The organism is Gordonia amicalis NBRC 100051 = JCM 11271 (genome assembly GCF_000332995.1).
GTDB classification, from domain to species: domain Bacteria; phylum Actinomycetota; class Actinomycetes; order Mycobacteriales; family Mycobacteriaceae; genus Gordonia; species Gordonia amicalis.
On record NZ_BANS01000007.1, the window covers coordinates 96,660 to 121,538 of the forward strand.

At 67.4% G+C, this 24,879-nt stretch carries 21 protein-coding genes, 1 tRNA gene and 3 pseudogenes; 9 read left to right on the plus strand and 16 right to left on the minus strand.

The genetic code is table 11. The annotated features are described in order from the left end of the window. On the minus strand, nucleotides 1–312 hold the full coding sequence (locus GOAMI_RS03975; protein WP_024499565.1) for a WhiB family transcriptional regulator: 312 nt from the start codon (nucleotides 310–312) through the stop codon (nucleotides 1–3). A gap of 316 nt (nucleotides 313–628) precedes the next feature. Here GOAMI_RS03975 and GOAMI_RS03980 point away from each other — a divergent pair, with 316 nt between their 5' ends. The 4 genes from GOAMI_RS03980 to GOAMI_RS03995 are packed head-to-tail and all read left to right on the plus strand — an operon-like array spanning nucleotide 629 to nucleotide 5,085. Continuing rightward, entirely contained in the window at nucleotides 629–3,082 is a 2,454-nt protein-coding gene (locus tag GOAMI_RS03980) for a penicillin-binding protein (protein WP_006435105.1), read from the plus strand. Nucleotides 3,083–3,135: 53 nt separating this feature from the next. Continuing rightward, complete coding sequence (locus tag GOAMI_RS03985; RefSeq protein ID WP_006435106.1) at nucleotides 3,136–4,143, plus strand: metallophosphoesterase; 1,008 nt, start codon at nucleotides 3,136–3,138, stop codon at nucleotides 4,141–4,143. 34 nt (nucleotides 4,144–4,177) lie between these two features. Beyond that, nucleotides 4,178–4,873 carry a haloacid dehalogenase type II gene (locus GOAMI_RS03990; RefSeq protein WP_006435107.1) on the plus strand — a complete coding sequence of 232 codons (696 nt, stop codon included), beginning with the start codon at nucleotides 4,178–4,180 and terminating at the stop codon, nucleotides 4,871–4,873. A 20-nt stretch (nucleotides 4,874–4,893) separates the two neighbouring features. After that, nucleotides 4,894–5,085, plus strand: coding sequence for a hypothetical protein (locus tag GOAMI_RS03995; protein WP_006435108.1), 192 nt, complete (start codon nucleotides 4,894–4,896; stop codon nucleotides 5,083–5,085). A gap of 126 nt (nucleotides 5,086–5,211) precedes the next feature. Here GOAMI_RS03995 and GOAMI_RS04000 read toward each other — a convergent pair. After that, nucleotides 5,212–5,285 (minus strand) — tRNA-Pro (locus tag GOAMI_RS04000). A gap of 201 nt (nucleotides 5,286–5,486) precedes the next feature. Between GOAMI_RS04000 and GOAMI_RS04005 the strand changes: the two genes are divergently transcribed. Beyond that, nucleotides 5,487–5,912, plus strand: a complete 426-nt coding sequence (locus GOAMI_RS04005) for a DUF7144 family membrane protein (protein ID WP_006435109.1) — start codon at nucleotides 5,487–5,489, stop codon at nucleotides 5,910–5,912. 141 nt (nucleotides 5,913–6,053) lie between these two features. Further along, nucleotides 6,054–6,653, plus strand: a pseudogene (locus GOAMI_RS04010) (lipocalin family protein). A 73-nt stretch (nucleotides 6,654–6,726) separates the two neighbouring features. On the opposite strand, the gene GOAMI_RS04015 reads toward GOAMI_RS04010, so the two are convergent. The 4 genes from GOAMI_RS04015 to GOAMI_RS04030 form a co-directional block, all read right to left on the minus strand. After that, nucleotides 6,727–7,182, minus strand: a complete 456-nt coding sequence (locus GOAMI_RS04015; protein ID WP_040004551.1) for a helix-turn-helix domain-containing protein — start codon at nucleotides 7,180–7,182, stop codon at nucleotides 6,727–6,729. 191 nt (nucleotides 7,183–7,373) lie between these two features. Continuing rightward, on the minus strand, nucleotides 7,374–8,771 hold the full coding sequence (locus tag GOAMI_RS04020) for a dipeptidase (protein WP_006435112.1): 1,398 nt from the start codon (nucleotides 8,769–8,771) through the stop codon (nucleotides 7,374–7,376). A 68-nt stretch (nucleotides 8,772–8,839) separates the two neighbouring features. Continuing rightward, on the minus strand, nucleotides 8,840–10,237 hold the full coding sequence (locus GOAMI_RS04025; RefSeq protein ID WP_006435113.1) for a DUF2252 domain-containing protein: 1,398 nt from the start codon (nucleotides 10,235–10,237) through the stop codon (nucleotides 8,840–8,842). A gap of 110 nt (nucleotides 10,238–10,347) precedes the next feature. Continuing rightward, entirely contained in the window at nucleotides 10,348–11,802 is a 1,455-nt protein-coding gene (locus GOAMI_RS04030; protein ID WP_006435114.1) for a hypothetical protein, read from the minus strand. 208 nt (nucleotides 11,803–12,010) lie between these two features. Here GOAMI_RS04030 and GOAMI_RS04035 point away from each other — a divergent pair, with 208 nt between their 5' ends. Next, nucleotides 12,011–12,607: a hypothetical protein gene (locus tag GOAMI_RS04035; protein ID WP_006435115.1), complete on the plus strand. Its 597-nt coding sequence runs from the start codon at nucleotides 12,011–12,013 to the stop codon at nucleotides 12,605–12,607. A 124-nt stretch (nucleotides 12,608–12,731) separates the two neighbouring features. Here GOAMI_RS04035 and GOAMI_RS04040 read toward each other — a convergent pair whose 3' ends face one another. The 7 genes and pseudogenes from GOAMI_RS04040 to GOAMI_RS04070 form a co-directional block, all read right to left on the minus strand. Next, nucleotides 12,732–13,208, minus strand: a complete 477-nt coding sequence (locus tag GOAMI_RS04040; protein WP_006435116.1) for a Dps family protein — start codon at nucleotides 13,206–13,208, stop codon at nucleotides 12,732–12,734. A 131-nt stretch (nucleotides 13,209–13,339) separates the two neighbouring features. After that, nucleotides 13,340–13,582 (minus strand): annotated as a pseudogene (locus tag GOAMI_RS04045) (OsmC family protein); the annotation flags it as partial. Nucleotides 13,583–13,743: 161 nt separating this feature from the next. Next, nucleotides 13,744–14,433, minus strand: coding sequence for a hypothetical protein (locus GOAMI_RS04050; protein ID WP_006435118.1), 690 nt, complete (start codon nucleotides 14,431–14,433; stop codon nucleotides 13,744–13,746). 300 nt (nucleotides 14,434–14,733) lie between these two features. After that, a complete protein-coding gene (locus GOAMI_RS04055; RefSeq protein ID WP_040004552.1) occupies nucleotides 14,734–16,020 on the minus strand; it encodes a lipase family protein in 1,287 nt (428 codons plus the stop codon). A gap of 113 nt (nucleotides 16,021–16,133) precedes the next feature. Beyond that, nucleotides 16,134–17,341 (minus strand): annotated as a pseudogene (locus GOAMI_RS04060) (hypothetical protein); the annotation flags it as partial. Between the two features lie 135 nt (nucleotides 17,342–17,476). Further along, entirely contained in the window at nucleotides 17,477–18,871 is a 1,395-nt protein-coding gene (locus GOAMI_RS04065; RefSeq protein ID WP_006435121.1) for a GntP family permease, read from the minus strand. Between the two features lie 2 nt (nucleotides 18,872–18,873). After that, a complete protein-coding gene (locus tag GOAMI_RS04070; protein ID WP_006435122.1) occupies nucleotides 18,874–19,377 on the minus strand; it encodes a gluconokinase in 504 nt (167 codons plus the stop codon). 125 nt (nucleotides 19,378–19,502) lie between these two features. Here GOAMI_RS04070 and GOAMI_RS04075 point away from each other — a divergent pair, with 125 nt between their 5' ends. Then, complete coding sequence (locus GOAMI_RS04075; RefSeq protein ID WP_006435123.1) at nucleotides 19,503–20,219, plus strand: FadR/GntR family transcriptional regulator; 717 nt, start codon at nucleotides 19,503–19,505, stop codon at nucleotides 20,217–20,219. A 23-nt stretch (nucleotides 20,220–20,242) separates the two neighbouring features. On the opposite strand, the gene GOAMI_RS04080 is transcribed toward GOAMI_RS04075, so the two are convergent. Then, on the minus strand, nucleotides 20,243–21,268 hold the full coding sequence (locus GOAMI_RS04080) for an aspartate-semialdehyde dehydrogenase (protein WP_006435124.1): 1,026 nt from the start codon (nucleotides 21,266–21,268) through the stop codon (nucleotides 20,243–20,245). Between the two features lie 2 nt (nucleotides 21,269–21,270). Beyond that, on the minus strand, nucleotides 21,271–22,536 hold the full coding sequence (locus GOAMI_RS04085; RefSeq protein ID WP_006435125.1) for an aspartate kinase: 1,266 nt from the start codon (nucleotides 22,534–22,536) through the stop codon (nucleotides 21,271–21,273). A 167-nt stretch (nucleotides 22,537–22,703) separates the two neighbouring features. Here GOAMI_RS04085 and GOAMI_RS04090 point away from each other — a divergent pair, with 167 nt between their 5' ends. After that, nucleotides 22,704–24,047 carry a putative hexosyltransferase gene (locus GOAMI_RS04090; protein ID WP_006435126.1) on the plus strand — a complete coding sequence of 448 codons (1,344 nt, stop codon included), beginning with the start codon at nucleotides 22,704–22,706 and terminating at the stop codon, nucleotides 24,045–24,047. Between the two features lie 25 nt (nucleotides 24,048–24,072). Here the strand turns inward: GOAMI_RS04090 and GOAMI_RS04095 are convergent, their stop codons facing one another. Further along, a complete protein-coding gene (locus GOAMI_RS04095; RefSeq protein ID WP_040004553.1) occupies nucleotides 24,073–24,744 on the minus strand; it encodes a TetR/AcrR family transcriptional regulator in 672 nt (223 codons plus the stop codon). Nucleotides 24,745–24,879: the final 135 nt, after the last annotated feature.

Genomic DNA, 24,879 nt, shown 5'->3' on the forward strand with positions numbered 1-24,879 from the left:
TCAGACCGCGTCGGCGCGCTGACGCCGGCGCTGGGCTTCGAAGAACGCCGACCACGAGGTGACCTCGGGATGCTGGCGCAGGAGTGCGCGACGCTGACGCTCGGTCAGGCCACCCCACACACCGAACTCGACGCGATTGTCGAGGGCATCGGCACCGCATTCGAGCTGTACCGGGCAGTGCCGGCAGATCGTGGCGGCCTTGCGCTGGGCTGCTCCTCTCACGAACAGATCGTCCGGGTCTCCGCCTCGGCATCGTGCTCTGGCCACCCAGGCCAAGCGATCTTCTCCGGTAGAAACTGCCGCTGTCGCCATCCGCCACCCCTACTCATCGTGTTCCGCATGTCCCCGAAGCCGGGGCTCAACTCGCTGCTCAGACCACATTTACAGCAAACTGTTAAGTGAGTCACATTCTGCACTCAATCTAGGGATCTGTGCATGGGTGCGCAACCCCTGGAGCGCAACAAAGTGGGACCACCGTGCAAACTCATCCGATCGGACGGTTGCACTGACGCGCGGTCGGGCCGTTCTTCGAGCACGCCGGGATCGTGTCCAGGCACAACGGTCCCGTCGGATCTCGGGGGCGAGGCTGGGCGATGTTCGGACCGATCGCACGTATCCTGTCGGGGTGATGTCGAAGAAACTGTGGTCACTGGCCTGGGCGAGCCTGCTGGCCGGGGTTCTCGTCGCGGGCCTGATGTATCCGGTGGCCAGTGGGGTCGGAGTCGTCTCCAACCGGGCGGCCGCGGCAGTCGAGAACGTCTCCTCCGAACTCCTGAACGGCACCTTGCCGGAGGTCACCACAATGACCGACGTCAACGGAAAGCCGATCGCGGTGCTGTTCGACCAGTACCGCTACCAGGTCGGATACAACGACATCTCGCCCGACATGATCCGCGCGATCATCTCCGTCGAGGACCGGCGCTTCCTCGAGCACGACGGCGTCGACTGGAAGGGCACCATCCGCGCCGCGCTGAAGAACTCGTCGTCGGGCGAGGTCCAGCAGGGTGCGTCGACGCTCGATCAGCAGTACATCAAGAACTATCAACTGCTCGTGCTCGCCCGCACCGAGGCCGACCGCCAGGCCGCGGTCGAGACGACCCCGGCGCGCAAGCTGCGCGAGGTGCGCATGGCCCTCACGCTCGAACAGACCCTCATCGACGAGGCCAAGCGCGACAAGGGTCTCGACGACGCCGCCGCCAAGCAGGAGGCGAAGAAGCAGATCGTCACCCGCTATCTGAACGTCGTCCCGTTCGGCAACAACGCCTACGGCATCGAGGCGGCCGCGCAGACCTACTTCGGGATCCCGGCGAAGGACCTGCAGGTAGAGCAGGCGGCCATGCTCGCGGGCATGGTGCAGTCGAGTTCGGCGCTCAACCCCTACAGCAACGCCGAGGACACGCTGACGCGCCGGAACCTCGTACTCGACACGATGATCGACAACTTCCCCGAACGACGCGCCGAGCTGATGGCGGCCAAGGAGAAGCCGCTGGGCGTGCTCCCGCGTCCGCGGACGCCCACTCAGGGCTGCATCGCCGCCGACGACAAGGGCTTCTTCTGCGACTACGCGTTGCAGTTCCTCGCCGAGAACGGGATGTCGCGCAACTCCGTGCTGCGAGGCGGGTACATCATCCAGACCACCCTCGACCCCGACGTGCAGCGCTCAACGGACCGTGCGGCAAAGACCCAGGCGAGTCCCACCGCCGACGGTGTCGCGGATGTCATCAGCACCATCCGTCCCGGGGACAAGTCCCACGACGTGCTGTCCATGGCGTCGAGTCGCCGCTACGGACTGAACCTGAATGCCGGCGAGACGATGCAGCCGCAACCGTTCTCGATGGTCGGCGACGGCGCGGGCTCGGTGTTCAAGATCTTCACCGTGGCTGCGGCCTTGGAGAAGGGTCTCGGCGCCGGGTCGACGATCCCGGTGCCCGGTTTCGTCGCCGTGGAGGGCATGGGTAACAGCGGCGGGGTGAACGGGTGTCCGGCCAACGCCTACTGCGTGAAGAACGCCGGCCGCTACCCCGCGGCGATGTCGGTGACCGATGCGCTCGCCCAATCGCCGAACACCGCTTTCGTCAAGCTGCTGCAGCAGGTCGGCGTGAAGCCGGCCGTCGACATGGCCGTCCGCCTCGGCCTGCGTTCCTACACCGTCCCCGGCTCGTCGGGAAACGGCGAGAAGAGCATTGCCCAGTACGTCAAGGACGGGAACTTCGGTTCGTTCACGCTAGGGCCGCTGCCCATCAACGCGCTCGAGCTCGCCAACGTCGCCGCGACGATCGCCTCCGGCGGCGTCTGGTGCCCGCCCAACCCGATCAAGTCGATCAGCCGGGTGAAGCGCGATCAGTACGGCAACCCGGTGATCGGGCCCGACGGGCAGCGTGCCCTCACCACGGTCCCGTTCAACGCTCCGGGCTGCGAACAGGTCGTCGACAAGGGTCTCGCCGACACCCTCGCCGTCACCATGAGCAAGGACGACGTGGGTGCGGGTACCGCCGCGGGCGCCGCGGGTTCGGTCGGCTGGACGCTTCCGATGTCGGGTAAGACCGGCACGACCGAGGCATACCGGTCGTCGGCGTTCGTCGGATTCACCAACCAGATCGCCGGCGCCGCGTACGTCTACAGCGATGGCCCCAACCCGCAGGGTGTGTGCACCAGTCCGCTTCGGTCCTGCTACGAAGGCAACGTGTTCGGCGGTATGGAACCCGCGCGGACATGGTTCCAGGCGGTGAAACCGGTCGCGACCAAGTTCGGTCCGGTCCGGCTCCCTCCGATCGACCGCGAATACTGGAACGGCAGTGACCGCGGACGAATCCCGCAGGTCAGCGGACTGACCGCCAGTGAGGCGACCTCACGCCTGCAACGGGCCGGGTTCAAGGTCAACGAGCTCGAGGTCGACAGCGGCCGCCCCAAGGGCACGGTCGTGTTCACCGCACCCTCGGATTCCGCGATGCCCGGCAGCACGGTCACCATCTACGTCAGCAACGGTCGTCGCGCCGGTGGCGGTGACGGCGGCAACGGTCCCACCGAGACCACCGTGGTGGTTCCCGGTGTCGGCCCGGTCGTGATCCAGCTACCCGGCTGAGCCCGGGGCCGGGAACGGGTGGGCATGCGCTCGGTGATGCGTATTCTGAACAGATGCAACACTCCGAACTCGACTTCGCACGCCTCGGCCGTTCACGCCTCGGTTCACCCGGTTCCGGGGTCGGTTCGCGCGCACTGATCGGTGCCGCGGGACTCGCCGCGGCCGGCCTCGTCTACTCGACGGTCATCGAGCGCAACGCCTTCGCCCTGCGCCACACGACGCTGTCGGTCCTCGAACCCGGCGCCTCTCCCCTGCGGGTCCTGCACATCAGCGACCTGCACATGATGCCCAACCAGCGGCTCAAGCAGGCGTGGATCTCCGAGCTCGAGGCGCTGGAACCAGATCTGGTGGTCAACACCGGCGACAATCTCGCGCACCCGCAGGCGGTGCCCGCGGTGATCCAGTCCCTCGGCGGCCTCCTGTCGCGTCCGGGTCTGTTCGTCTTCGGTTCCAACGACTACTTCGGCCCCAAGGCGAAGAATCCGTTCAAGTACTTCAAGAAGGATCACCAGCGCACGTATGGTGAACCGCTTCCGTGGCAGGACCTGCGGGCGGCGTTCACCGAACGCGGCTGGCTCGACGCCACACACACCGTGCGTGAGCTCGAGGTCAGCGGGGTGCGGGTGGTCGCGGCCGGAGTCGACGATCCGCACATCGAGCGGGACCGCTACGAGACCATTGCCGGGCGCCCCAACCCGCTGGCGCACCTGCGCCTCGGCCTCACGCATTCGCCCGAGCCGCGGGTCCTCGACCGCTTCGCCGCCGACGGCTACGACCTCGTGATGGCCGGCCACACCCACGGCGGGCAACTGTGCCTGCCGTTCTTCGGGGCGCTCGTCACCAACTGCCACATCGACCGTTCCCGGGTGAAGGGACCGTCGAACTGGGGGTCGTCGATGAAGCTGCACGTGAGCGCCGGCCTCGGCACATCCCCGTACGCGCCCGTCCGCTTCTGCTGCCGCCCGGAGGCCAGCCTCATCACCCTGACGCCGGTCTCGCACGGCGACGCCGATTACGACGCCGACCAGTCGCTGCCGCAGCTGGCACGCGAGTCCCTGTGAGCGTCCCCCGAACACACCGGGGGTCGATCGACTCGTGAACGCGCTCGGCGTGAAGGTCCTGGCGTTCGACACCTTCGGTACGGTCACCGATTGGTTCACCGGGATCTCCGGTGCCGTGGCGCTGATCGTCCCCGAGGTCGACTCCGCCGACTTCGCGCGTGAGTGGCGTCGCCGCTACTCGCCGATCCTCGCGCGTGTCGAGGCCGGAGAGCTCCCCTGGCGTCGTCTCGACGACCTGCAGACCGAGACCCTCCGGGAGGTCGCAGGGGCCTTCGGCGTGACTCTCGACGCCGAACAGAGCCGCGCGCTGGTGCGTGCGTGGCGGACCATCCCCGGCTGGCCCGACGCCGCCGAAGGCATCCGGCGCCTCAAGCGGGACCGCATCGTGTGCGCTCTCAGCAACGGGACCGTGGCGTTGCTGACCGACATGGCACGACACAACGGCTTCGGGTGGGACGTCATCGGGGGTTCCGACCTCTGGCGTCACTACAAACCCGCGCGCGAGACGTACTGCGGCCTCGCCGAACTCCTCGAGGTCCGACCGGACGAGGTGATGATGGTCGCGACGCATCAGTCGGACCTCGACGCCGCCCGCTCCTTCGGCCTGCGTACCGCGTTCGTCGAGCGACCGGCCGAATGGGGTGGCGAACCCAAGGACGACTCCGGTTCGCCGGACAACGATTTCCACGCCACCGATCTGCTCGACCTGGCCCGGCAGCTGGGTTGCTGAGCGAAGGAGCCCGTTGCGTCATGACCCTCGACGATCTGCGGCGCTGGGAGGACTCCGGTGCTTGCTGGCGGGTCGTCCGCCGCGGTCCCGAGGATGTCACCGTGAGTCTGTTGCGCTGTGACGGCGGCGAAGAGGTCGACCGGTTCGTCAGCGCCGACCCCGAGATCCTCGCTCACCTCGGCGATCGTGTCTCTTCCGAGCAGAAGATCTGAGCCCGCGCTCTCCACTGCGAGGTCACCGGCGAAGACGAGGAAACCCCGGCCGCATCTCTGCCGACCGGGGTTTCACTGCTGTGTCTCAACCAACACATCTCTGTGATCGACCGTGGCCGATCTCTGTCGGGGTGGCGGGATTCGAACCCACGACCTCTTCGTCCCGAACGAAGCGCGCTACCAAGCTGCGCCACACCCCGTGTGTAGCCTGCGATAGCTTATACCCGACCCCCGCCGAGTACTAAATCGCCTGCTCAAAGATGTGCCGGAACTGAGCGAAACGCTGTGGGACACGGGTCGGATGTCCCATCCTTGGTTAAGGTCCACCCGCAACAACGCCACCGCGCCGTCGCGCCAGGATCTCTGGACGCCGGCGTTCCCCACCATGAAAGGACGCCACCATGAGCGCCACCCCCGACCAGCAGGCGAACTCGTCGGCCAAACAGGGCTTCGCCTTCGGGATCTCGATCGTCGCCGCCGCCCTGCTCTTCGTCGCAGGCCTGGTCTCGGTCTTCCAGGGCATCTCGGCGATCGCCAACGACGAACTCTTCGTCGTAGGCCGCGACTACGTCTTCGAATTCGACCTCACCGCGTGGGGCTGGATTCACCTGATCCTCGGCATCGTCGGCATCCTCGTCGCCGGCGGACTCGCGGTCGGTGCGGACTGGGCGCGCATCGCCGCCATCGTCATCGCGTCACTGTCGATCATCGCGCAGTTCCTGTGGCTGCCCTACTACCCGGCCTGGGCGATCCTGATCATCGTCCTCGACCTCATCGTCATCTGGGCGGTCTCCACCTGGAACCCGAACAACGTCTACAACATGTGATCTTTCGTTTCACCAGCGATGATGCCCGCCGACATGGCCTGCCGGGTGCCCATGACCCATCCGTGACCGCGTGCGGTCTGAACACTCTTCAGACAGCCGATCGGGACTCGACGTAGACGATCGGCCCACGAAAGGAACACCATGCGCGTCACACACACCCTTGCAGCCCTTGTCGCCGGCATCGTCGTGGTATCGGTTTCGTCATCGGGACCGGTCCGGCGCAGGCCGCGCCCCTGGCCCCGGTGGCCTACGTCGACGTCGACCGTTACCTCGGCAAATGGTGGCAGCTGGCGACCGTCCCCTCGTTCTGGGGCGTGACCTGCGCGCGTTCTACACCCGGATCGATGAGAAGACCATCGGTGTCGACAACCAGTGCACCGGACCCACCGGCATGCGGGGCGGCGTGATCGGGCGCGCCACCGTGGTGGACACCAAGACGAATGCCCAGTTGAGTGTGCGGTTCCCGCAGACACCCGCCAGCATCAACCCCAACGGGGCGCCGAACTACATCATCGCCTACATCGAGGACGGCGAGAACCCGAACGGTCCGTACAAGTACGCGATCGTCGGTGACCCACTCGCGCCTCGGGATTCCTGCTCTCGCGCGACAAGGTCGTGTCCGACTCCGAACTGCGTCGGCTGACCAAGGAGATAGAGAAGGTGGGGTTCAACCCGTGCACGTTCCTCGTCTCACCGACGACCGGTGGACGCAGTGACTACTCGCCGCTTTGCATACTGTGATCGCGAACCGCCACTGAACACGACGATCGAAACCATTTCAGCGCAAGCACCAAAGTGCTTGCGCCGAAATGCATCAGCTGGCTTCCGCGTCGGCAACCGTTGCGGCGCGCCGGAATTCGTCAGGGGTGAGCCCGTACTTGGCGCGGAATCTGTTCCGCATCGTCGCCGTCGAGGCGAAGCCCGAAGCATGTGCCACCGCTTCGAGTTTCGGATTCCCCGGGCCCGTCAGCAGGCCACGGGCCCAGTCGAGACGGCGGTCGGCGATCATCTCGGCCAGCGACGTGGGACTGCCGGCGAGAACCCGATAGAGGTGCCGGCGACTCACATGCAGGTGCCGCGCCACGACCTCGACACTGAAATCCGGGTCGCGGAAATTACGCTCGATGAGGTCGGTGACCGCGGCGCGCAAATACCGCTCACTCGTTCGCAAGTCCGACACTCCGACACGGGAAACCTGTTCGCTACGCGAAACATGTTCCGGCGCAATGTTCATCACTTGCCCGTCACGACCAATGGGACCTGGGCCCACCTTGTTCCTTCCACGAGAGTTCTCCCACCCGGCATCAGACATTACCGACGGGGGTGTTCCCGGTCTTGGGCCTTTGGTCCCAATTTCATGGGTCTTCGTCTCGGGATTGTGCTGCGACACGCGAACTTTCCCTATCCACTTCGCTCAGGAACTGGGTCAGCCGTCCACCTTCGCGAGCTATCGGACCCGCGCTAGGCGCCGCCTGGCCCGGCGTTGGCCGAATCCCGGCCGGCCCGGGCCGCGCGGGACGCGTAGTCACGTAGGAACAGGGCCTCGGCGAGCGCGATCCGCTCGATCTCGGTCGGATCGACGCTCTCGTTGGGGGCGTGGATCAGGCACCGCGGCTCCTCGACACCGAAGAGCATGATCTCGGCGTCGGGGAAGGTGCTCTGCAGGACGTTGCACAGCGGGATCGATCCACCCTGCCCCTGGATCAGCACCTCCTCGCCGCCGTAGGCGGCCGCGAGCGCGTCGGTGAGCGCCTCGTAGGCCGGACCGGATGTCGAGCCGACGAACGGCGATCCCACCGCCTCACGCTCGAAGGACACCCGGGCATTCCATGGGGTGGCCGCCCGGAGGTGTTCGATGAGCGCGTCCTGGGCGTAGGTGGGGTCCATTCCCGGCGGCACGCGCAGGTTGATGCGCGCCCGGGCGCGTGGCTGGACCGCCGCGGAGGACCCGACCACCGGCGGGCAGTCGATGCCGAGCACGGTCGCGGCGGGACGCGCCCACACCATGTCCGACACCGATCCGGATCCCACGAGCTCGACGCCCTCGAGCACCGTTGCATCAGAACGGAACTGTTCGGGCGGGTAGGAAACGCCAGGCCACTCGGCATCGGCGTCGAGACCGGTGATGGTGGTGTTGCCGTGCTCGTCGCGCAGAGTGGCGAGCATCGCGATGAGGGCGGCCAGCGCATCCGGCGCGGCCCCACCGAACATGCCGGAATGCATTGCCGATCCCAGGGTTTCGACCGTGACGTCGATGTTGGCGATGCCGCGCAACGTCGTCGTGAGACTCGGTCTGCCGACAGCGAAGTTGCCGGAGTCGGCGATCAGGATGGTGTCGGCACGCAACAGGTCGGGATGCTCGACCGCGAAATGCTCGAGCCCACCCGTCCCCTGTTCCTCCGAGCCCTCGCCGATGATCTTCACGGTCACACCGAGGTCGCCGGCGAGGGCACGCAGCGCGGTGAGGTGCACGGCGATGTTGCCCTTGCAGTCGGCGGCACCGCGTCCGTACCAGCGACCGTCCCGTTCCGTCAGCTCCCACACCGGCGAATCCCATTCGTTCTCACCGAGGGGCGGTTGCACGTCGTGATGGAAGTACAGCAGGACGGTCGGCGCACCTTCCGGACCGGGGATCTGCCCGGTGACCGCCTTGGACCCGTCACTGGTCACATGCGCGGCGACATCCTCGACACCCAGCTCGCGGAACGTTCCCAACAGCCATTCGACCATGCCGTCGCATTCCTCCACCGGGAACTGCTGCGGGTCGTGAACCGAGCGGAACCGCACCATCTCCGCCAGATCCGACTTCGCACGAGGCATCAACTCCCGCACCCGATCTCGCAATGTCGCGTCATCCATGCACACATCTCCCTGTCGGTTCTCGGCGGTCGGTTCGCTCCGTCGTCTGTGTACCACAGCCCGGTGCGTCAGCTCTTTCCCGCCGCGGTGAGGTCGTGCACACTCAGCTCGCCGCGGCTGATCGCCGCCGTCATCTGGGTATGATCGGCGTCGTTGAGATCTGCGTAGGCGATCGAGAACTCCGCCACGGCATCCGCGAAACCCTTTGTCTCGGAGAGATATCGTGCGATGTCGAAGCGAGTCGACGTCCTGGCGTGCGCCTGGGCGAGCGCCGTCCCGCACAGGCGCGCATAGAGTTTCATCGCGTCGGGTTCGAGCGCCTCGACGACGACCGACCCCTTCCCGTCGCGGAGCTGGCGCACGTAGAAGTCACGTCGCTCGCCGTTCTCGTCGAGCCCCGTCGACCAGCCCAGAAAGAGGTCGCTCGCCGCCTGCAGGAGACGCTGGCCCTCGACGACGCGCTGGCCCTGGTTGTCGAATCCCGAGGTCGGGACGTAATCGGCGAGGACCGACCGCTGAGCCTCCTTCACCTGGAGGAAGAGCGGATCCTCGAGGTTCTTGCCCATCATCAGCACGATCCACGCCCGGGTCCCGACGCTCCCCACTCCGACGACCTTGAAGGCGATGTCGACGAGCGAGAACTGGGCGAGCAACGCCTGCACATGCAACGGCAGTGTCGCCCGGTAGTTGTCGACCCGCTCTCGGACACGTTCCTCGACCACGGCGGCGTTCTCACTGGAGAAGCGCTCTTTCAGTGGCACCAGCAGCGGCGGATCGCTGCGGATGTGTGCCGTGCCGTCCGGGTCGATCTCGCAGAGTTTGGCCAGGGCCTGGGCACTGTTCCGGTGCCGGGCCTTGCGTAGCGCCTTCTGCGTCCGCTCCGTCACCGAGGTGTCCAGCCGGTCTCCCAGTTCCGCGACCAGAGAGTCGACATCGATTCCGGCGTACCAACATTCGAGAGTGGTCAGCGAGACACTGCGTTTGATCGTCCGACGGTAGGTCTTCGCCACGGTCTTGGCGATCGTCCGGTTGGTCGTGTCGTCGAATCCGTTGTTGCGACCTGCGATCGTGAAACTCGCCGCCAGCCGTTTCACGTCCCATTCGAAGGGACCGATGTGGGTCTCGTCGAAATCGTTCAGGTCGAAGACCATTCGACGCTCCGGACTGAAGAACAGGCCCAGATTGCTCAGGTGGGCATCCCCGCAGAGCTGCGTGATGATTCCGGTGTCCGGGGTTCGCGAGAGATCGTCGGCCATGACTGCCGCCGCGCCGCGATAGAACGTGAACGGCGTCGCCGCCATCCGCGCGTGCCGGACGGGGATGAGTTCGGGCACCCTGTTCAGCGACTGTCTGGCGAGGATCGCCAGCGGGTCGGATCGCTCCCCCGGTGTCGGACACGCGGCCAGATCGGCGGCGGTCGGGACGGGATGCCGCTGGGACTGCGGGTCGGCCGGAGTCGTGGTCACCGGGGTTCCTCCCTGTCGGGTGCGTCCCGTCGCGTTCTGGAACCTCGTGGCGCGGGGTCGCGTGTCCCGGGCGCCGGTCGGAGCCCGGAGGTGGCAGGCCTCCCGGCGCGCTACTGGTACGAGACGAACCAGGGTGTCGGCGCGACCGCCATGGTCGTCGCCGGCGAGAACGTCGGCTTGTCCTCCGTGTAGAAATTCTTCCAGCCCATCCACACCCCCGCGGGAAGATCACCGAGCAATCTGCGCCAGGTCTCCATCTTGACCGGCGGTGTCCCGTGCCCGTCGGCGTGCAGGACCACCTGGAGTTCCTCTCGGTCGGTGACGATGTTCTTCCGCTGACCGAGCATGCCGGCGTCGAACTGGTGCAGCACGAAGAGCTTCTGTGGCAGTCCTCGCTCACGCACCATTCCCGCGAGCCACGCCGAGGTGCGATTCACCTCGGCGGCCTCGACGGACCCGATCTGCTTCAGGTGTACCTGATCCGGCTTGAGGCGCCACTCCGGGTCGAGCGCCAGCCCGACATGCGGCAGGGCCAGGAGCTCCGCATACTTCTGGGCCTGGGTCAGGAAGTCCATACGTCCGGGCTGGAGGTCGAGAGTCACGTAGACACCGGCACGTCCGGCCGCCTCGACCCACGGCCGCAACGTCGCGGGGTCGATCATGCTCGTGTAGTTGGAGCCCTCGCCCGGTTCCGACGATGCGACGGTCGCGATGATCTCGAACGCGGGGACGACCGGCTCGGCACTGACCCGCTGATAGTCGGCCGCGAGACGCCGGACGCGTTCGATCGACGCCTCGATCCCCTGCCGGCCGAGCGGACCCAGGGCCGGCGCGTCGGGGGAACCGTAGAGCGCGACCATCCGCCTGCCCGGGAACACGACCTGTCCACCGCCGGGGAGTTCCGGCGTTCGCCGCGCCTGGTCGACCCGTGCCGCGAAGTCCTCGGTGTCGCCGAAGCCGGCTCCGACCGCTCGGATCGGGGTCTGCGACGAAGCACCGGTCAGAGCGGCCACGGCAGGCGTGTTCGCGCGCGGGTCGGGGAACGGCACCTCGACGACGCGCGCTCCGGAACGAGCGGTCAGCGTGGCATCGACAGGGGTGTCCCGGGAGACCATCACGATCGGTTCGTCCCCGTCTCGCGGCCGGTTGCCTCGCAGGTCCCCGAGATCGATCGCGGGCCGACGACCCTCGAGCCCTTCGACCTCGCCGAGTCGCACCACCCGTTGCGCACCGAGACGCCCCAGCTCGTCGTCGACGTCGTCCGCCGTCTGCGGGGTCACGGTGAGCACCGGCACGTGCTTGTCACCTGCGGTCTCCCCGACGCGATTCCGTGTCTCGGGGTCGGCGAGTGCACCCGGTGCGAGCAGGATCGCCTCGGCGGATCGGGAGTACAACTCGCGGCTGACGAGGACCGCCTCGGGTTCCGCGCCGGACAGGACGGCGACCCCCGGTTGTGGGTCAGCGAACGCGACGACGTCGTTCGTTCCCGCTTGCCCCGCAGATGCGCTGATGAACAGCCCGAGCATCACGCACACGATCGTCGCGCCGATCAATCTGATCGTCACCCGTGCATTCCTCCCGTTCTCGGTTCCGCTCGACCCGAGGGGTCGGACGTTTCGTGACCGCGATGGCTAGACGGTCGCCCAACGTATCAGCGATGACCGGTCCCATCGACTCCTCGCGCGCACCGGTACTCGACCGCACCGCTGTGACCGGTGCCGACCGTCCCACCATGTGACCTGGTTCACGAGCGGTGACGGACGGCGTTGTAGCGTGTGTGCCGTGGACTATTGGGGAGTCATGGTCGGGTTGGGTCTTCTCGCGTCGGCGTTCGGTGCCGCCGCGTTCGTGCGGTACCGGGAACGGGAGTCCGCGACCCTCCAGAGACAGACGGCACTGGCACGCGAACTGCGCGACCTCGCAGGCGCTGACGAGGTTCGTCTGGCCGCAGTGGACGAGTTCTCGCTCACCATCTACCAGCGCCTCTTCTACGCCTCGGTGGTGGCGCCGTGGATTCGCTCGGCGGTCTGGGCCCTGCTGGGCGCGGCCCTCGCCGCGGCGGGCGCCGTCGCGACCGGTCCGATCGACGGGGTGTACGCCACGGCCGTCCACGTCGTCACGATCGCCGCGTCCGCGATCTTCGGGCTGGCCGCACTCGTCTTCGCCGGCATCGCCCTTTACCACTCGGCGTCGACTCCTCGTGTCTCCTTCCGCGATTCCTACGCGGTCGACGACGACGCCGGCTCACACGTCGCCGTCACGAACACAGCAGGCACCGACACCACGACCACCGACCACGAGTCCGCCGCGAAGAACGTCGTCGAGAAGAAGACCATCGAGAAGAAGGCCACCGAACCGGCCGGCGACTGACGCCGACCATGGATCCCGAGCCTTCCGAACATCCACGACGACATCGGAATACGACGAACCCCGCCGGTGAGACCGGCGGGGTTCGTCGCTGTGAGAGGCCCCGATCAACGGGGTGTTCTGCTGGTCAGGCGACCTGTGCCTGCCACATCCAGTGCAGCTGTTCGAGTTTCGACGCGAACGAGATGAGCAGATCCTGGGTCACCGGGTCGGCCTCCTCGGTGGCGTCGATGCGCTCGCGGAGTCCCGCGACGACCGCCTTGAGGTTGGCGACGATGGCGTCGACGACATCCGAGTCCTTGGTCCAGCCTTCGCCGAATCCCTTGGTGTTCGCGGTCTTCGCCACGGTTTCGGCGCGCCCGTCGGGACTGACGCCGATCGCGGTGGCACGCTCGGCCGCCGAGTCGGTGAACTCACGCGCCACGGTGACCAGTTCGTCGAGATCGAGGTGCACCGATCGGAACTGCTTGCCCACGACGTTCCAGTGGGCCTGCTTCGCGATCAGACTGAGGTCGATCAGGTCGACGAGGGTGTCCTGCAGGGCCTTTCCGGCCACGGACTGCTGCTCTTCGGTGAGAGTGCTGGTGATGGGAGTGGTGGTCATGATCAAGAACTTCCTTTCTTGTCATATCTGCGCTGCTCCGGAGCCGGTCTCGATGCCCCGGTGGGTAGAGACGTCCCGCTGGGAGGGAAAACGAACGGGGACCGGTTGCCGCCGTGTGACCCCTCGAATTAGACGGTGGACTCGTCGGGCACCGGGCTACCGGCCGCCTTCGACGTGGCGCGGAGGGCACCCAGAAAACATGCCGCGTACCCGGCCGAGAAGAGTTCTTCCGGATTGCTGCCGTCGCCGCTGCCACCCATTTCCTTCGGCGGCCGGAGGGAGAGGTCGATCCGACCCGTCGCCGAAACCACCTCACCGTCACGTCCACCACCGGACGCCTTGGACGAAATGGTGTACACCGGCTCGATTGCCATCGGAGATCCTCCTGAGTTCGGGTCTTCGGGTGAGTCGCGATCAGACAGGGTCGGCCGTAGAACCAACGTTCTGTCCAACAGACCAGTACCCGGGATCATTCCGACCAAACCGGCAGGTGGCGGGCCTGACAAAGTCGGCGCGGGCGTGACGGCGCCGACGTTCAGCGGCCGCGCAGCATACGGGTCGGCTTCATCCTCGTGGATTCGGGCAGCCACGTGTTCACCGACCGACGCAGCGTGAAGAGCGCGGCGATCACCAGCAGGGCGAACTGCACGTAGCTGAGGACGACCATCGTGGACGTGATGTCCGGATAACGGAAGAGCAGGTCGACGCCGACGGGGATACAGAGGAGATGAACCACCACCGCGGCGAGGAAGAAGTTGCGGCAATGACGGCTGTGGTGGGTGGCCGCTGCCACCAGGAGCAGATACTCGATCACCAGCACCACCACGATCATCACCAGCATGAACGGCGGGAAGAAGCCGGCCAGTGTATCGATCTGGTCCTCGGGGGCGGAGTTGGCCGGGTCGGACACGACCCCCTCGAGCAGACGGAGCCGCAGGTCGTCGGTGATGGTGCTGAGGTTGAAGAAGCCGTAGACCGCCAGGATCGACCCGATGACCGCCGCGGCCCACCAGACCACGCGGGCGTGGAGGACCAGCGCCACCGGCGGGCGGCCCGGATCGGCCGGCCGCGGCGGATAGAGCGAGGCCTGGTCGTGGTCACGCGACGACCGTTCCAGCTCGGCGAGGTCCTCGGCGTCGAGTTCTGCCTGGCTCGGGATGCGTTCGGGGTCTCGATCATGGGGATCCCCGTTCGCACCTCCCCCCGGCCCGTGCGGATCGTTCATTCCTCGATCCTGCCATCCGGGCGTCGGGTACCGACAGGTCCCGGGCCCCTGAGGAGCGTCCGGAGACAGACAGGGCCCGCGTCCCGCCCCCTGAGGAGCGTCCGGAGACAGACAGGGCCCGCGCCCCGGCACCCCCTGAGGAGCGTCCCGAGACAGGCGCGCCCCCCGCCCCCTGAGGAGCGTCCCGAGACGACAGGGCCCGCGCCCCCGCCCCCTGAGGAGCGTCCGGAGCTTGCGGAGGACGCGTCTCGAAGGGCCGGCGGGCCCTGTCTGCGGTTCGAGTGGTTCTGCTCCCCGGGTCTACTTCTGGAACTCGCCGAGGACGAACTCCATACCGGGCAGGAAGGTGCCCAGCATGGGGACAACGTGGTTGACGATCGACTTGGTCAGGATCGGCGGCGTCGGGTTCGTCACGAACCGGACGTCGGCGCCCTGTGCGCGCCAGTCCGCGGCGAGCTGCGCGACCTGGCCGTATGGGATCACGTCGTCGTGGAGGCCGCCCTCGAGGAACACCGGCGCGTTCGGCTTGAGGCGGCCGATGCGCTGTTCGCCGACGACCTTCTGCACTCCGGGCGATCGCGCGATGACCGCGGAGAGCGTCTCGCCGGTGCGTGTCCAGTTCTGCGTCCGCTGGAATCCGTACGCCGGGATGATGTCACCGATGCAGCTCGTCGAGATCTGCCGCAGCGCAGCCTTTCCGGACGCGTTGGTCTCCCTGTGCACCACGTCGGCGACCTCCGGGTACCGCTGGGTGAGGCCGTTGATGGCGAATCCGATGGCCCCGGCGATGGTGCTGCCGTCGATGGCCGGGATGACCTTCTCCAGGTCGGCCGGCGGCGCACCGGCGTAACTGGCACGGACGTTCAGTTCGGGCGCGTAGGTCGCGGCGAGTTCGGCGGCGGACGCAGCGGCGCCCCCGCCCTGCGAGTACCCGGCGAACCCGACCGGCGCATCGGCCGGGGCCCCGGAGGCGCGCAACGCCGCGCGGGCACCGTCGAGCATGGCGTGGCCGGTCTCGGACCGGTTGACGTAGGTGTGGATACCCGGGGTGCCCATGCCGATGTAGTCGGTGACGAACACCCGAACGCCGTTGAGCAGCATGTAGTACGTCTCCGGCGCGGTGTAGTTGACGCCGATACTGGGTTTGGTGATGTCGATCGACACCGGCAGGGTCATCATCTTCGACGCCGCGCACTGGTCACCTTGGCCGATGGTGCCCGGGCCGACGACGACGGTCGGCCGCGGCCCCTTCCCACGCCACGGCGCGGTCGGCTCGACGACGGTTCCGGTCACGGCCGCGGGGGTGCCGTCCTGGTAGGTCGAGGTGTACATGACCTTGCGGGCCGTGCCCGGCCACTGTCCGGGCGCGCCGGGGATCTGCAGGAGCAGCGGGATCTCCTGGCTCCGGATCACCGAGCCGGGCTCGGTGGCGAAGGACGACGGCGGCGTGTAGAAGTCGGCCGCACTCGCGTCCGACGCCGGACTGATCAACGCGGCCGCGCATGCGGCCGCCACCCCCGCTATCGCGGCCGTTCGCAGGCGTGACCTGCGGCGTGACCCGATGCTCATACCCGACTTCAGCTTCATGGGCGAGTAACCTACCCCACAGTAAGTGGAGTCAGGTGACCGGGTCGGCTTCCGGGGCGTGTTGTGAGTGACCCTTGATCACGACACCTCGGTGACCTGGCCGTCCGCGACCGTCAGCGGCCGGCCGGCACGATCTTGAGCATCCGCCCGACCGTCGCCTGCCACAGAGCTCCGTCCGCGGTGATGGTGCCGGTGAGTTCGAGCGGTTCGTCGGCGGGCGCATTCCCGACTTGTCGGATCTCGACACGGAGTCCGGTCGCGAAATCCGTCGCGACGTAAGCGACCGGACCGAGCTGTTGCGGCCGGCTCGGAGCCCACGGACCGTAGCCGAGCGCATGGATGAGGCCGTCCGCGCGCGAGAGCCTCGGCAGCGTCGCGATCCGGTCGGAGTTCTCCCACACGCGCCGGCACCCGTTCTCGTCGACGTCGATTCGGGTCGCGCCACCGGTGAAGGGGGCGTCCGCGGGAACCGCCGGACCGGTCACCGCCATCGGCGGATACTGGTATCCGTACGTGCTGGGGATGACGACAGAGTTGCCCCAGGCCATCGGTGAGTTCTCGGTACCCGGCCCCGAACGGTCGAAGGCCCGGATCCGGCACACCTCGGACCCGTCGTCACTGCGGAACACCCGGAGGTCCGGCCGGTCCGCGTTGTCGACGATCGCCACCCAGCCGTCACCGCCCGGGCCGAAGTACGTGGGGGTGGTCCCCGATCCCCAGGTCAGCTGGCCGGGTTTGCGTGCAGGGCCGCGGTCGTACGATCGACGCCACACGATCCGCGGCGCGGCACCGCGTTCCGCGCGCATCTCGTACAGGGCGTGCGTCGTCAGGATCGACGCCCCCGATCGTCGGATCGACAGTCCGTTGCCGAGTTCCTCGCCCCGCGGCAGTCGCGTCGAGTGAACGCGCTTGTCCTCATCCACCGTCCCCACGACGCCGCGGGTCGTCGCAAACCAGACGCGTCCGTCGAAATCCGGTGCGAGACCGGTGATCGTGTCGCCGGTCGGGATGTGGGCCGAGACATCGACGCGGTCATCGACCTGGACTTGCCAGCCGGTGACCGTCTTTCGGTGTGCGACACGCAGAATCGACCCGGACCCATCTGCGACGACGACCCGGTCGCGGTAGTCGAGGTAGCCGTAGACCCCGCCGAGCAGTCCACCTTTGGTCAGTTGCCTCGACGCCAACGGTTGCGCCGTACGGGGATCGAACAGAACAACGGTCGGCGCCGCCACGCCGGCGGCGAGGTCGCCACGAACTGCGTGCACAGCGCGACCGGCATCCCGTCGCGGCCGACGAAGGTCGCCGCGCAGGCCCCACCAAGCTACCGCAGAACCGCCCCGGGGATCCGCCCTCCAGAGGCATTCGACGACAATATGTCGACGACCCGGCTGCTGAGGGCGCATTCCAGGGGCGGTTCACCGGGGCGCTTTTCCGAGCGGCGCGGTCGGCTCCGTCAGATCACCAGCCCCAGCGCCAGCACGACGACCAGGCCGCTGACCGAGAGAAGGGTCTCCATCATCGACCAGGTCTTGAAGGTCTGGCCGACGGTCATGCCGAAGTACTCCTTCACCAACCAGAAACCGGCGTCGTTGACGTGGGACAGGAAGACCGAGCCGGCACCGATCGCGAGGACAACCAGGGAGACCTCGCCCGAGCTCAATCCGTCCACGAGGCCGAGCATCAGCGAGGACGCGGTGATGGTCGCGACGGTCGCCGACCCGGTGGCCAGACGGATCAGCGCGGCAAGGACCCAGGCGAGGACCAGTACCGGAATGTTCGCGCCGGTGGCCCAGTCCGCCAGCAGCGTGCCGATGCCGGTGTCGACGAGGACCTGCTTGAAACCGCCACCGGCGGAGACGATCAACAGGATGCCGGCGATGGCGGGCAATGCCGCACCGGCGCACTTCGAGATCGTCTCGCGGTCCATCCCCGAGCCGCGGCCCAGCGTGAACATCGCGACGATGACGGCGATCAGCAGTGCGATCAGCGGGGTACCGAGGATGTCGAGAATCCTCCGCACGGGTTGGTCTTCGTCGGAGATGAAGATCTCGGCGAGCGCCTTGCCCAGCATCAGGACGACGGGCAGCAAGACGCTGAACATGGTGATCCCGAAGGACGGCCGCTTGGTCGTCGGACCGTCATCAGGGTCGATGTCGAAGGTGTGCGGCGCCTCGACCGTCACCCACTTCCCGGCGACGGTGGCGAACAGCGGACCCGAGACGATGATCGTCGGGATGGCGACGCCCACACCGAGAGCGAGCGTCAGGCCGAGGTCGGCACCGAGGGCGTCGATCGCGACGAGCGGGCCCGGATGCGGCGGAACGAAGCCATGCATGGCCGAGAGGCCGGCGAGCGCGGGGATGCCGATGGGGATCAGGCCCAGACCGGACCGCCGGGCGACGAGATAGATCACCGGCATCAGGAGCACGAGACCGATCTCGAAGAACATCGGCAGTCCGATGATGGCGCCGACGAGGGCCATCGCCCACGGCAGCATCCGCGGCGAGGCGTGCCCGACAATCGTGTCCACGATCTCGTCCGCTCCGCCGGAGTCGGCCAGGAGTTTCGCGAACATCGCGCCGAGTGCGATGAGGATGCCGACACCGGCTGCGGTCGAACCGAATCCGGTGGTGAATGATTCCAGGACAGTCGGGATCGACTCCCCCGCGACGATGCCGACGGTGGCGCCGCCACCGACCAGGGCGAGGAACGGATGCACCTTGGCGACCGTGATCGCGACGACGATGACGGCGATGCCGGCCAGCGCCGCGACGACGAGTTGCCAGCCCGCCGCGACGGGCTCGGGCAGATCCGCACCGGCGGCAAGAATCGTGCTTATGGACAACATGTTCAGTTCTCCTCGCCGTTGGGGAGTGAGGCAACGAGTTCGTCGACGATGGCGTCCACGCTCTGGTCGACGTCGACGGTCAGTCCGCGTTCATCGGAGGTCAGGGGTTCGAGAGTGTCGAACTGGGAGGCGAGGAGCGCCGACGGCATGAAGTGGCCCGGACGCGATGCCTGCCGGCGCGCGATGACCTCGACCGAGCCGGCCAGGTGCGCGAAGAGCACCGACGGCTCATGTCCGCGAAGACGGTCGCGGTACTCGAGCTTGAGCGCCGAGCAGCTCATCACGCCGCCGTCACCGTGCTCGGCCAGCCAGACGCCGATGGACTCGAGCCAGGGTCGGCGGTCGTCGTCGTCGAGCGGTTGCCCGGCGGACATCTTGGCGATGTTCTCCGCCGAGTGGAAGTCGTCGGCATCAGCGAACGGCACACGCAGACGCTGCGCCAAGGCGGCTCCCACCGTCGACTTACCCGACCCCGAGACCCCCATGACGACCACCGGTGATCTCATGCCAACTCCTCCACATCGCTGTGCTGATGATCACGGAGACTGCCGCAATAGTCATACTTATGCAAGTCTCGAAAACAATAAGTACGCTGATTGGCGGTCGCGGCCGCTAATGAGAAGATGAAAAAGTGAGTCAGAGCACACGTGGGACCACCGAGCGCCACGACGAGATCCTCGCCGCCATCGGTCGGCGCATCGTCTCGGGAGCGCACCCCGCCGGCAGCGTCCTGACGCTCGACGCCATCTGCACCGACCATGGGGTATCCCGAACCGTGGCCCGCGAGGTGATCAAGGTCCTCGAATCGATGGGACTCGTCGAGTCACGACGTCGCGTCGGCATCACCATCCAGCCACGGACGCGCTGGAGTGTCTTCGACCCGCGGCTGATCCGGTGGCGTCTCGACGGCGCGGACCGGTCGGACTTCCTCGCCACCCTGTCGGAACTACGACGCGGATTCGAGCCCGTGGCGGCCGCGCTGGCCGCCGAACGCGCGAACGAACAACAGTGCCGCATCCTCGCAGCCGCGGTGTCGGACATGTCTGTTCACGGCCGCACCGGCGACCTGGAGTCATACCTACTGGCCGACAAGGTCTTTCACCGCACCTTGCTGGAGGCGAGCGGCAACGAGATGTTCCGATCCCTGGCCGACGTCGTCGGCGAGGTGCTCGCCGGACGCACCCATCACGGAATGATGCCGACGTCGCCCAACCCGGCCGCGATCGCACTGCACGACGACGTGGCACGAGCAATACGCCTCCGCGACCCGAAGGCCGCGGAGGCGTCGATGCGCGAGATCATCACCGAGGCGGCAGCGGCCGTCGCCCCTTCGTCGCCTGAGGCGTGAGCGGAGCGAGCCTCGAAGGCCGCTCAGACCAGCAGTTCGGCGATCTGAATCGTGTTGAGGGCAGCGCCTTTTCGCAGGTTGTCACCCGAGACGAACAATGCGAGACCGCGACCTTCGGGGGCACCCGGGTCCTGACGGATGCGACCCACGAGCGAGACGTCCTTGCCGGCGGCCGCGAGCGGCGTCGGCACGTCGGCCAGCTCCACACCGGCTGCGGCGCCGAGGATCTCCTGGGCACGGGCCACCGACAACGGGTTCGCGAATTCGGCGTTGATCGACAGCGAGTGTCCGGTGAAGACCGGCACGCGCACACAGGTGCCACTCACGAGAAGTTCCGGCAGACCGAGGATCTTGCGCGATTCGTTGCGCAGCTTCTGATCCTCGTCGGTCTCGCCGGAGCCGTCGTCGACGAGCGAACCCGCAAGTGCCACAACGTTGAATGCGATGGGCGCGACGTACTTGTTCGGTGCCGGGAAGTTCACGGCCGAGCCGTCGTGGACGAGCTTCTCGGCCTCGCCGGCCACCGCGCGCACCTGGGTGGCGAGTTCCTCGACACCGGCCAGACCGCTGCCGGAGACCGCCTGATAGCTGGAGATGATGAGGCGCTGCAGTCCGGCTTCGTCGTGCAGCGGCTTGAGCACCGGCATCGCGGCCATCGTGGTGCAGTTGGGGTTGGCGATGATGCCCTTGGGCGGGTTCTTCGCCAGTTCGCCGTTGACCTCCGAGACCACCAGCGGCACATCGGGATCCTTGCGCCACGCCGACGAGTTGTCGATCACCGTGACGCCGGCAGCAGCGAAACGCGGTGCCTGCTCACGGGACATCGTGGCACCCGCGGAGAACAGGGCGATGTCGAGACCGGCGGGGTCTGCGGTCGCCGCATCCTCCACCACGATCTCCCCGTCGCCCCAGGGAAGTTTCTTGCCCGCCGACCGGGGCGAGGCGAAGAAGCGCACCTCGTCGGCCGGGAAGTTGCGCTCCGCCAGCAGGGTTCGCATGACGGCGCCGACCTGACCGGTCGCGCCGACGACTCCGATACGTGCACCCACGGTTATCGGCCCGTTCCGGCGTAGACGACGGCTTCTTCTTCGCCGCCGAGATCGAAGGCCGCATGCAGGGCGCGCACGGCGTCGTCGAGTTCGGTGTCGCGGCACAGCACCGAGATACGGATCTCCGAGGTGGAGATCAGTTCGATGTTCACGCCGGCCTCGCTGAGCGCCTCACAGAAGGTCGCGGTGACGCCCGGGTGCGACTTCATGCCGGCACCGACGAGCGAGACCTTGCCGATGTGATCGTCGTACAGCAGATCGGTGAACCCGATCTCCTGCTGCAGCTTGGTGAGCTTCTCGACGCCCAGCGGGCCGAGCTCGCGCGGCAGGGTGAAGGTGATGTCGGTCTTGCCGGTGTCGACCTTCGAGACGTTCTGCAACACCATGTCGATGTTGATCTCGGCGTCGGCGACGGCCCGGAACACCTTGGCGGCGTAGCCCGGCTTGTCGTCGAGACCCACGACGGTGATCTTGGCCTCGCTGCGATCGTGTGCGACGCCGGTGAGAATGGCTTCTTCCACGGGAATGTCCTCCATCGATCCGGTCACCACGGTGCCGGGTTTGGTCGAGTACGACGAGCGCACGTGAACGGGAACGTTGTACCGGCGGGCGTACTCCACGCACCGCAGCATCAGGACCTTCGCGCCACAGGCCGCGAGCTCGAGCATCTCCTCGAAGGAGACCTTGTCGAGGCGGCGGGCGTCGGGGACGATGCGCGGGTCGGCGGAGTACACGCCGTCGACGTCGGTGTAGATCTCGCAGACGTCGGCGTTGAGGGCCGCCGCCAGCGCGACGGCGGTGGTGTCGGAACCGCCGCGGCCGAGCGTGGTGATGTCCTTGGTGTCCTGCGAAACACCCTGGAACCCGGCGACCAGCACGATCTTGCCGTCGTCGAGTGCGCTGCGGACCCGGCCCGGCGTGACGTCGATGATCTTGGCCTTGCCGTGGCTGCTCGTCGTGATCACGCCGGCCTGCGAGCCGGTGAACGACTGTGCGTGTGCGCCAAGGGAACTGATGGCCATCGCCACGAGTGCGTTGGAGATGCGCTCGCCCGAGGTGAGGAGCATGTCCATCTCCCTCGCCGGCGGCGCCGGATTGACCTGCTGGGCGAGGTCGAGTAGTTCGTCGGTGGTGTCGCCCATCGCCGAGACGACGACAACGACGTCGTTGCCCTGTTTCTTCGTCTCGACGATGCGCTCGGCAACGCGACGGATGCGTTCGGCCGTTGCGACCGAGGATCCGCCGTACTTCTGCACCACGAGGGCCACGTCGAGTTACCTCCCGCCGGCTCGTGCGCCGGTTCGATAGACGTCAGCTTGCTCGGACAACCTTACCGGGCAGCTGTGCGACGCTCTGACCTGGTCACCTGCTCGATGTGATCCGACGCACACCGCGCGCCGCCTGTGCTCGCCGCCGACGACCTAGGATTCTTCGGGTGGCCATCCCAACCGACGTCGACGAGCCGGGCCGTCGTCCCGACCCCGATTCGGTGACGGGCGGAGACCGCGCCGACAGCCGGCCCATCCCTCCCGATGGGTCGGCGGACCCGGTGGCGGCACGACGCGCCGCCGACCCGAGACCCCCGTTCGCGGGCTGGGCGCGCCGGCATCGCTGGTGTCTCGACGCCCTCGTCGTATACCTCGTCATTCGCGCGATCGGCATCCTCACCCTCGCGCGATTCGCGGACCTGCGGGACACCACCCTCGGCAAGGCCCTCACGGTGTGGGACGGGCAGTGGATGCTCGCGATCGCCACCCACGGATACGACGGCGTTCCCGCGAGCCTGACCGATGCGCGCGGTGTCCACACGTCCGACACCGCCTACGCCTTCTTTCCCGGCTATCCGTATCTGGTCGGGTGGCTGGCGAAGCTGCCCGGGCTGACGCCGTTCGGTGCGGCTCTGACCCTGAATCTCGTTCTCGGATGCATCGCCGCGGTCGGCGCGGCACGGCTGGGCACGGTCTGCGCGCGGCTCATGTCGAGACGCTCCCCGGTGGGTCCCGCACCCGAGCGCGCGACCGGACTCTTTCTGGTGGTGCTGTTCGCCGCCACCCCGATGTCGATCGTGCTCAACATGGCCTACACCGAGGCGATGTTCTGCGCCCTCGCGACGTGGGCACTCATCGGAATCCTGGAGCGGCGCTGGTTGCTCGCCGGCATCATGGCCGGACTCTGCGGTCTCTGCCGTCCGACGGCGGCGGTCCTCATCGGTGTCGTGATCGTCGCCGCGATCGTCTTTCTGTGGACCAGCCGGAACAGCGCCGACGTCACGCCGGCAGCGCGGGTGCGCGCCGCCGCCGCCGTCGTCATCAGCCCGCTCGGCTACCTCGCCTACCTGGGCGTCGTGTGGGCGCACACCGGTTCACCGACGGGCTGGTTCCGCATCCAGACCGAGGGCTGGGACACCGAATTCGACTGGGGTGTCGCCGCATTCAACTTCGTCAACGAGCAGCTGGTCCATTCCGCCGAGGTCGCCACCACCGCGACATCGTGGATCGTCCTGAGCACGCTCGTGATGCTCGGTGTGGCGGTCTGGGCGCGGTTGCCCTGGCCGGTGTTGCTGTTCGGCTCGTTGCTCGTCGCCCAGATCGTGTTGTCGAGCGGCTTGATGATGAGCCGGCCGCGTCTCCTGCTGCCGGCCTTCGTTCTGCTCATCCCGCTCGCGATGGCTCTCGCACGGACACGGCCGGTGGTCGCCGGGCTCATCGTCGTGCCGATCGTGATCGGCAGTTCGTGGTTCGGCGCCCACATGCTGACCGTGTTTCCGCATGCCGTGTGACCGTACGCCCCGGGGCTGACCGGGTTCAGCGGGCGGAGGCCTCGAAACCTGCGCAGAGATAACCGATTCCGGCGTCCAGACGGGCCCTCGGGTCCAGCAGGTGTGCGGCGTCGGCGCGCCCGGCGAGACGAGCGAGGTGCGGAGGCACCGGGGCGTCGGATCTCCCCGCGAACACGTCGGCCAGGCGAGCCGAGGGCAGCGACGTCTCCTGCCCCTGGTCGCTGAGCAATCGGTCGCCGACGGCCATCAGTGCGACGCCGTGGATGAAGCTCCACACGGTCAGCGCCATGTCGGTGGCACGTTCGATGCCGGCACCGAGTTCGAGGAAGCCGGCGGACAACCAGTCGAGACACTCCAGGGATGCCTCGCCGTAACTGAGTCTCGGCGATGCGTAGGCGAGCACCAGCCAGGGGTGCCGCTGATAGAGCTCCCAGTCGACGTCGACGGCGACCCGGACACGCTCGCGCCACGACGGCGCGGTCTCGACCGGGTAGGGGTAGCGCTGACCCACTTCCTCGGCCATCGCCTGCAGCAGCGCGTCCTTGTCGGCCACATGCCGGTACAGCGACATCGCGCCGACCCCGAGTTCGTCGGCGACCCGCCGCATCGAGAGGCCGGTGAGTCCGTTGGCATCCGCGACCCGGATCGCGGCGTCGACGATGGTCGCCGGCGACAGCTTGGTGGTGTCGGACGTCACCTGCGATTCCTCCTGGCCGGGCTCGGGAACAAACGGATTGCGTACAGCGTACTCATCCCCGTACCCTGTCTCGCGTACACCGTACGCACCCCCGCCGGTTGAGCCGGTACGGAGCGCAGCGACGCACCGCGCCCC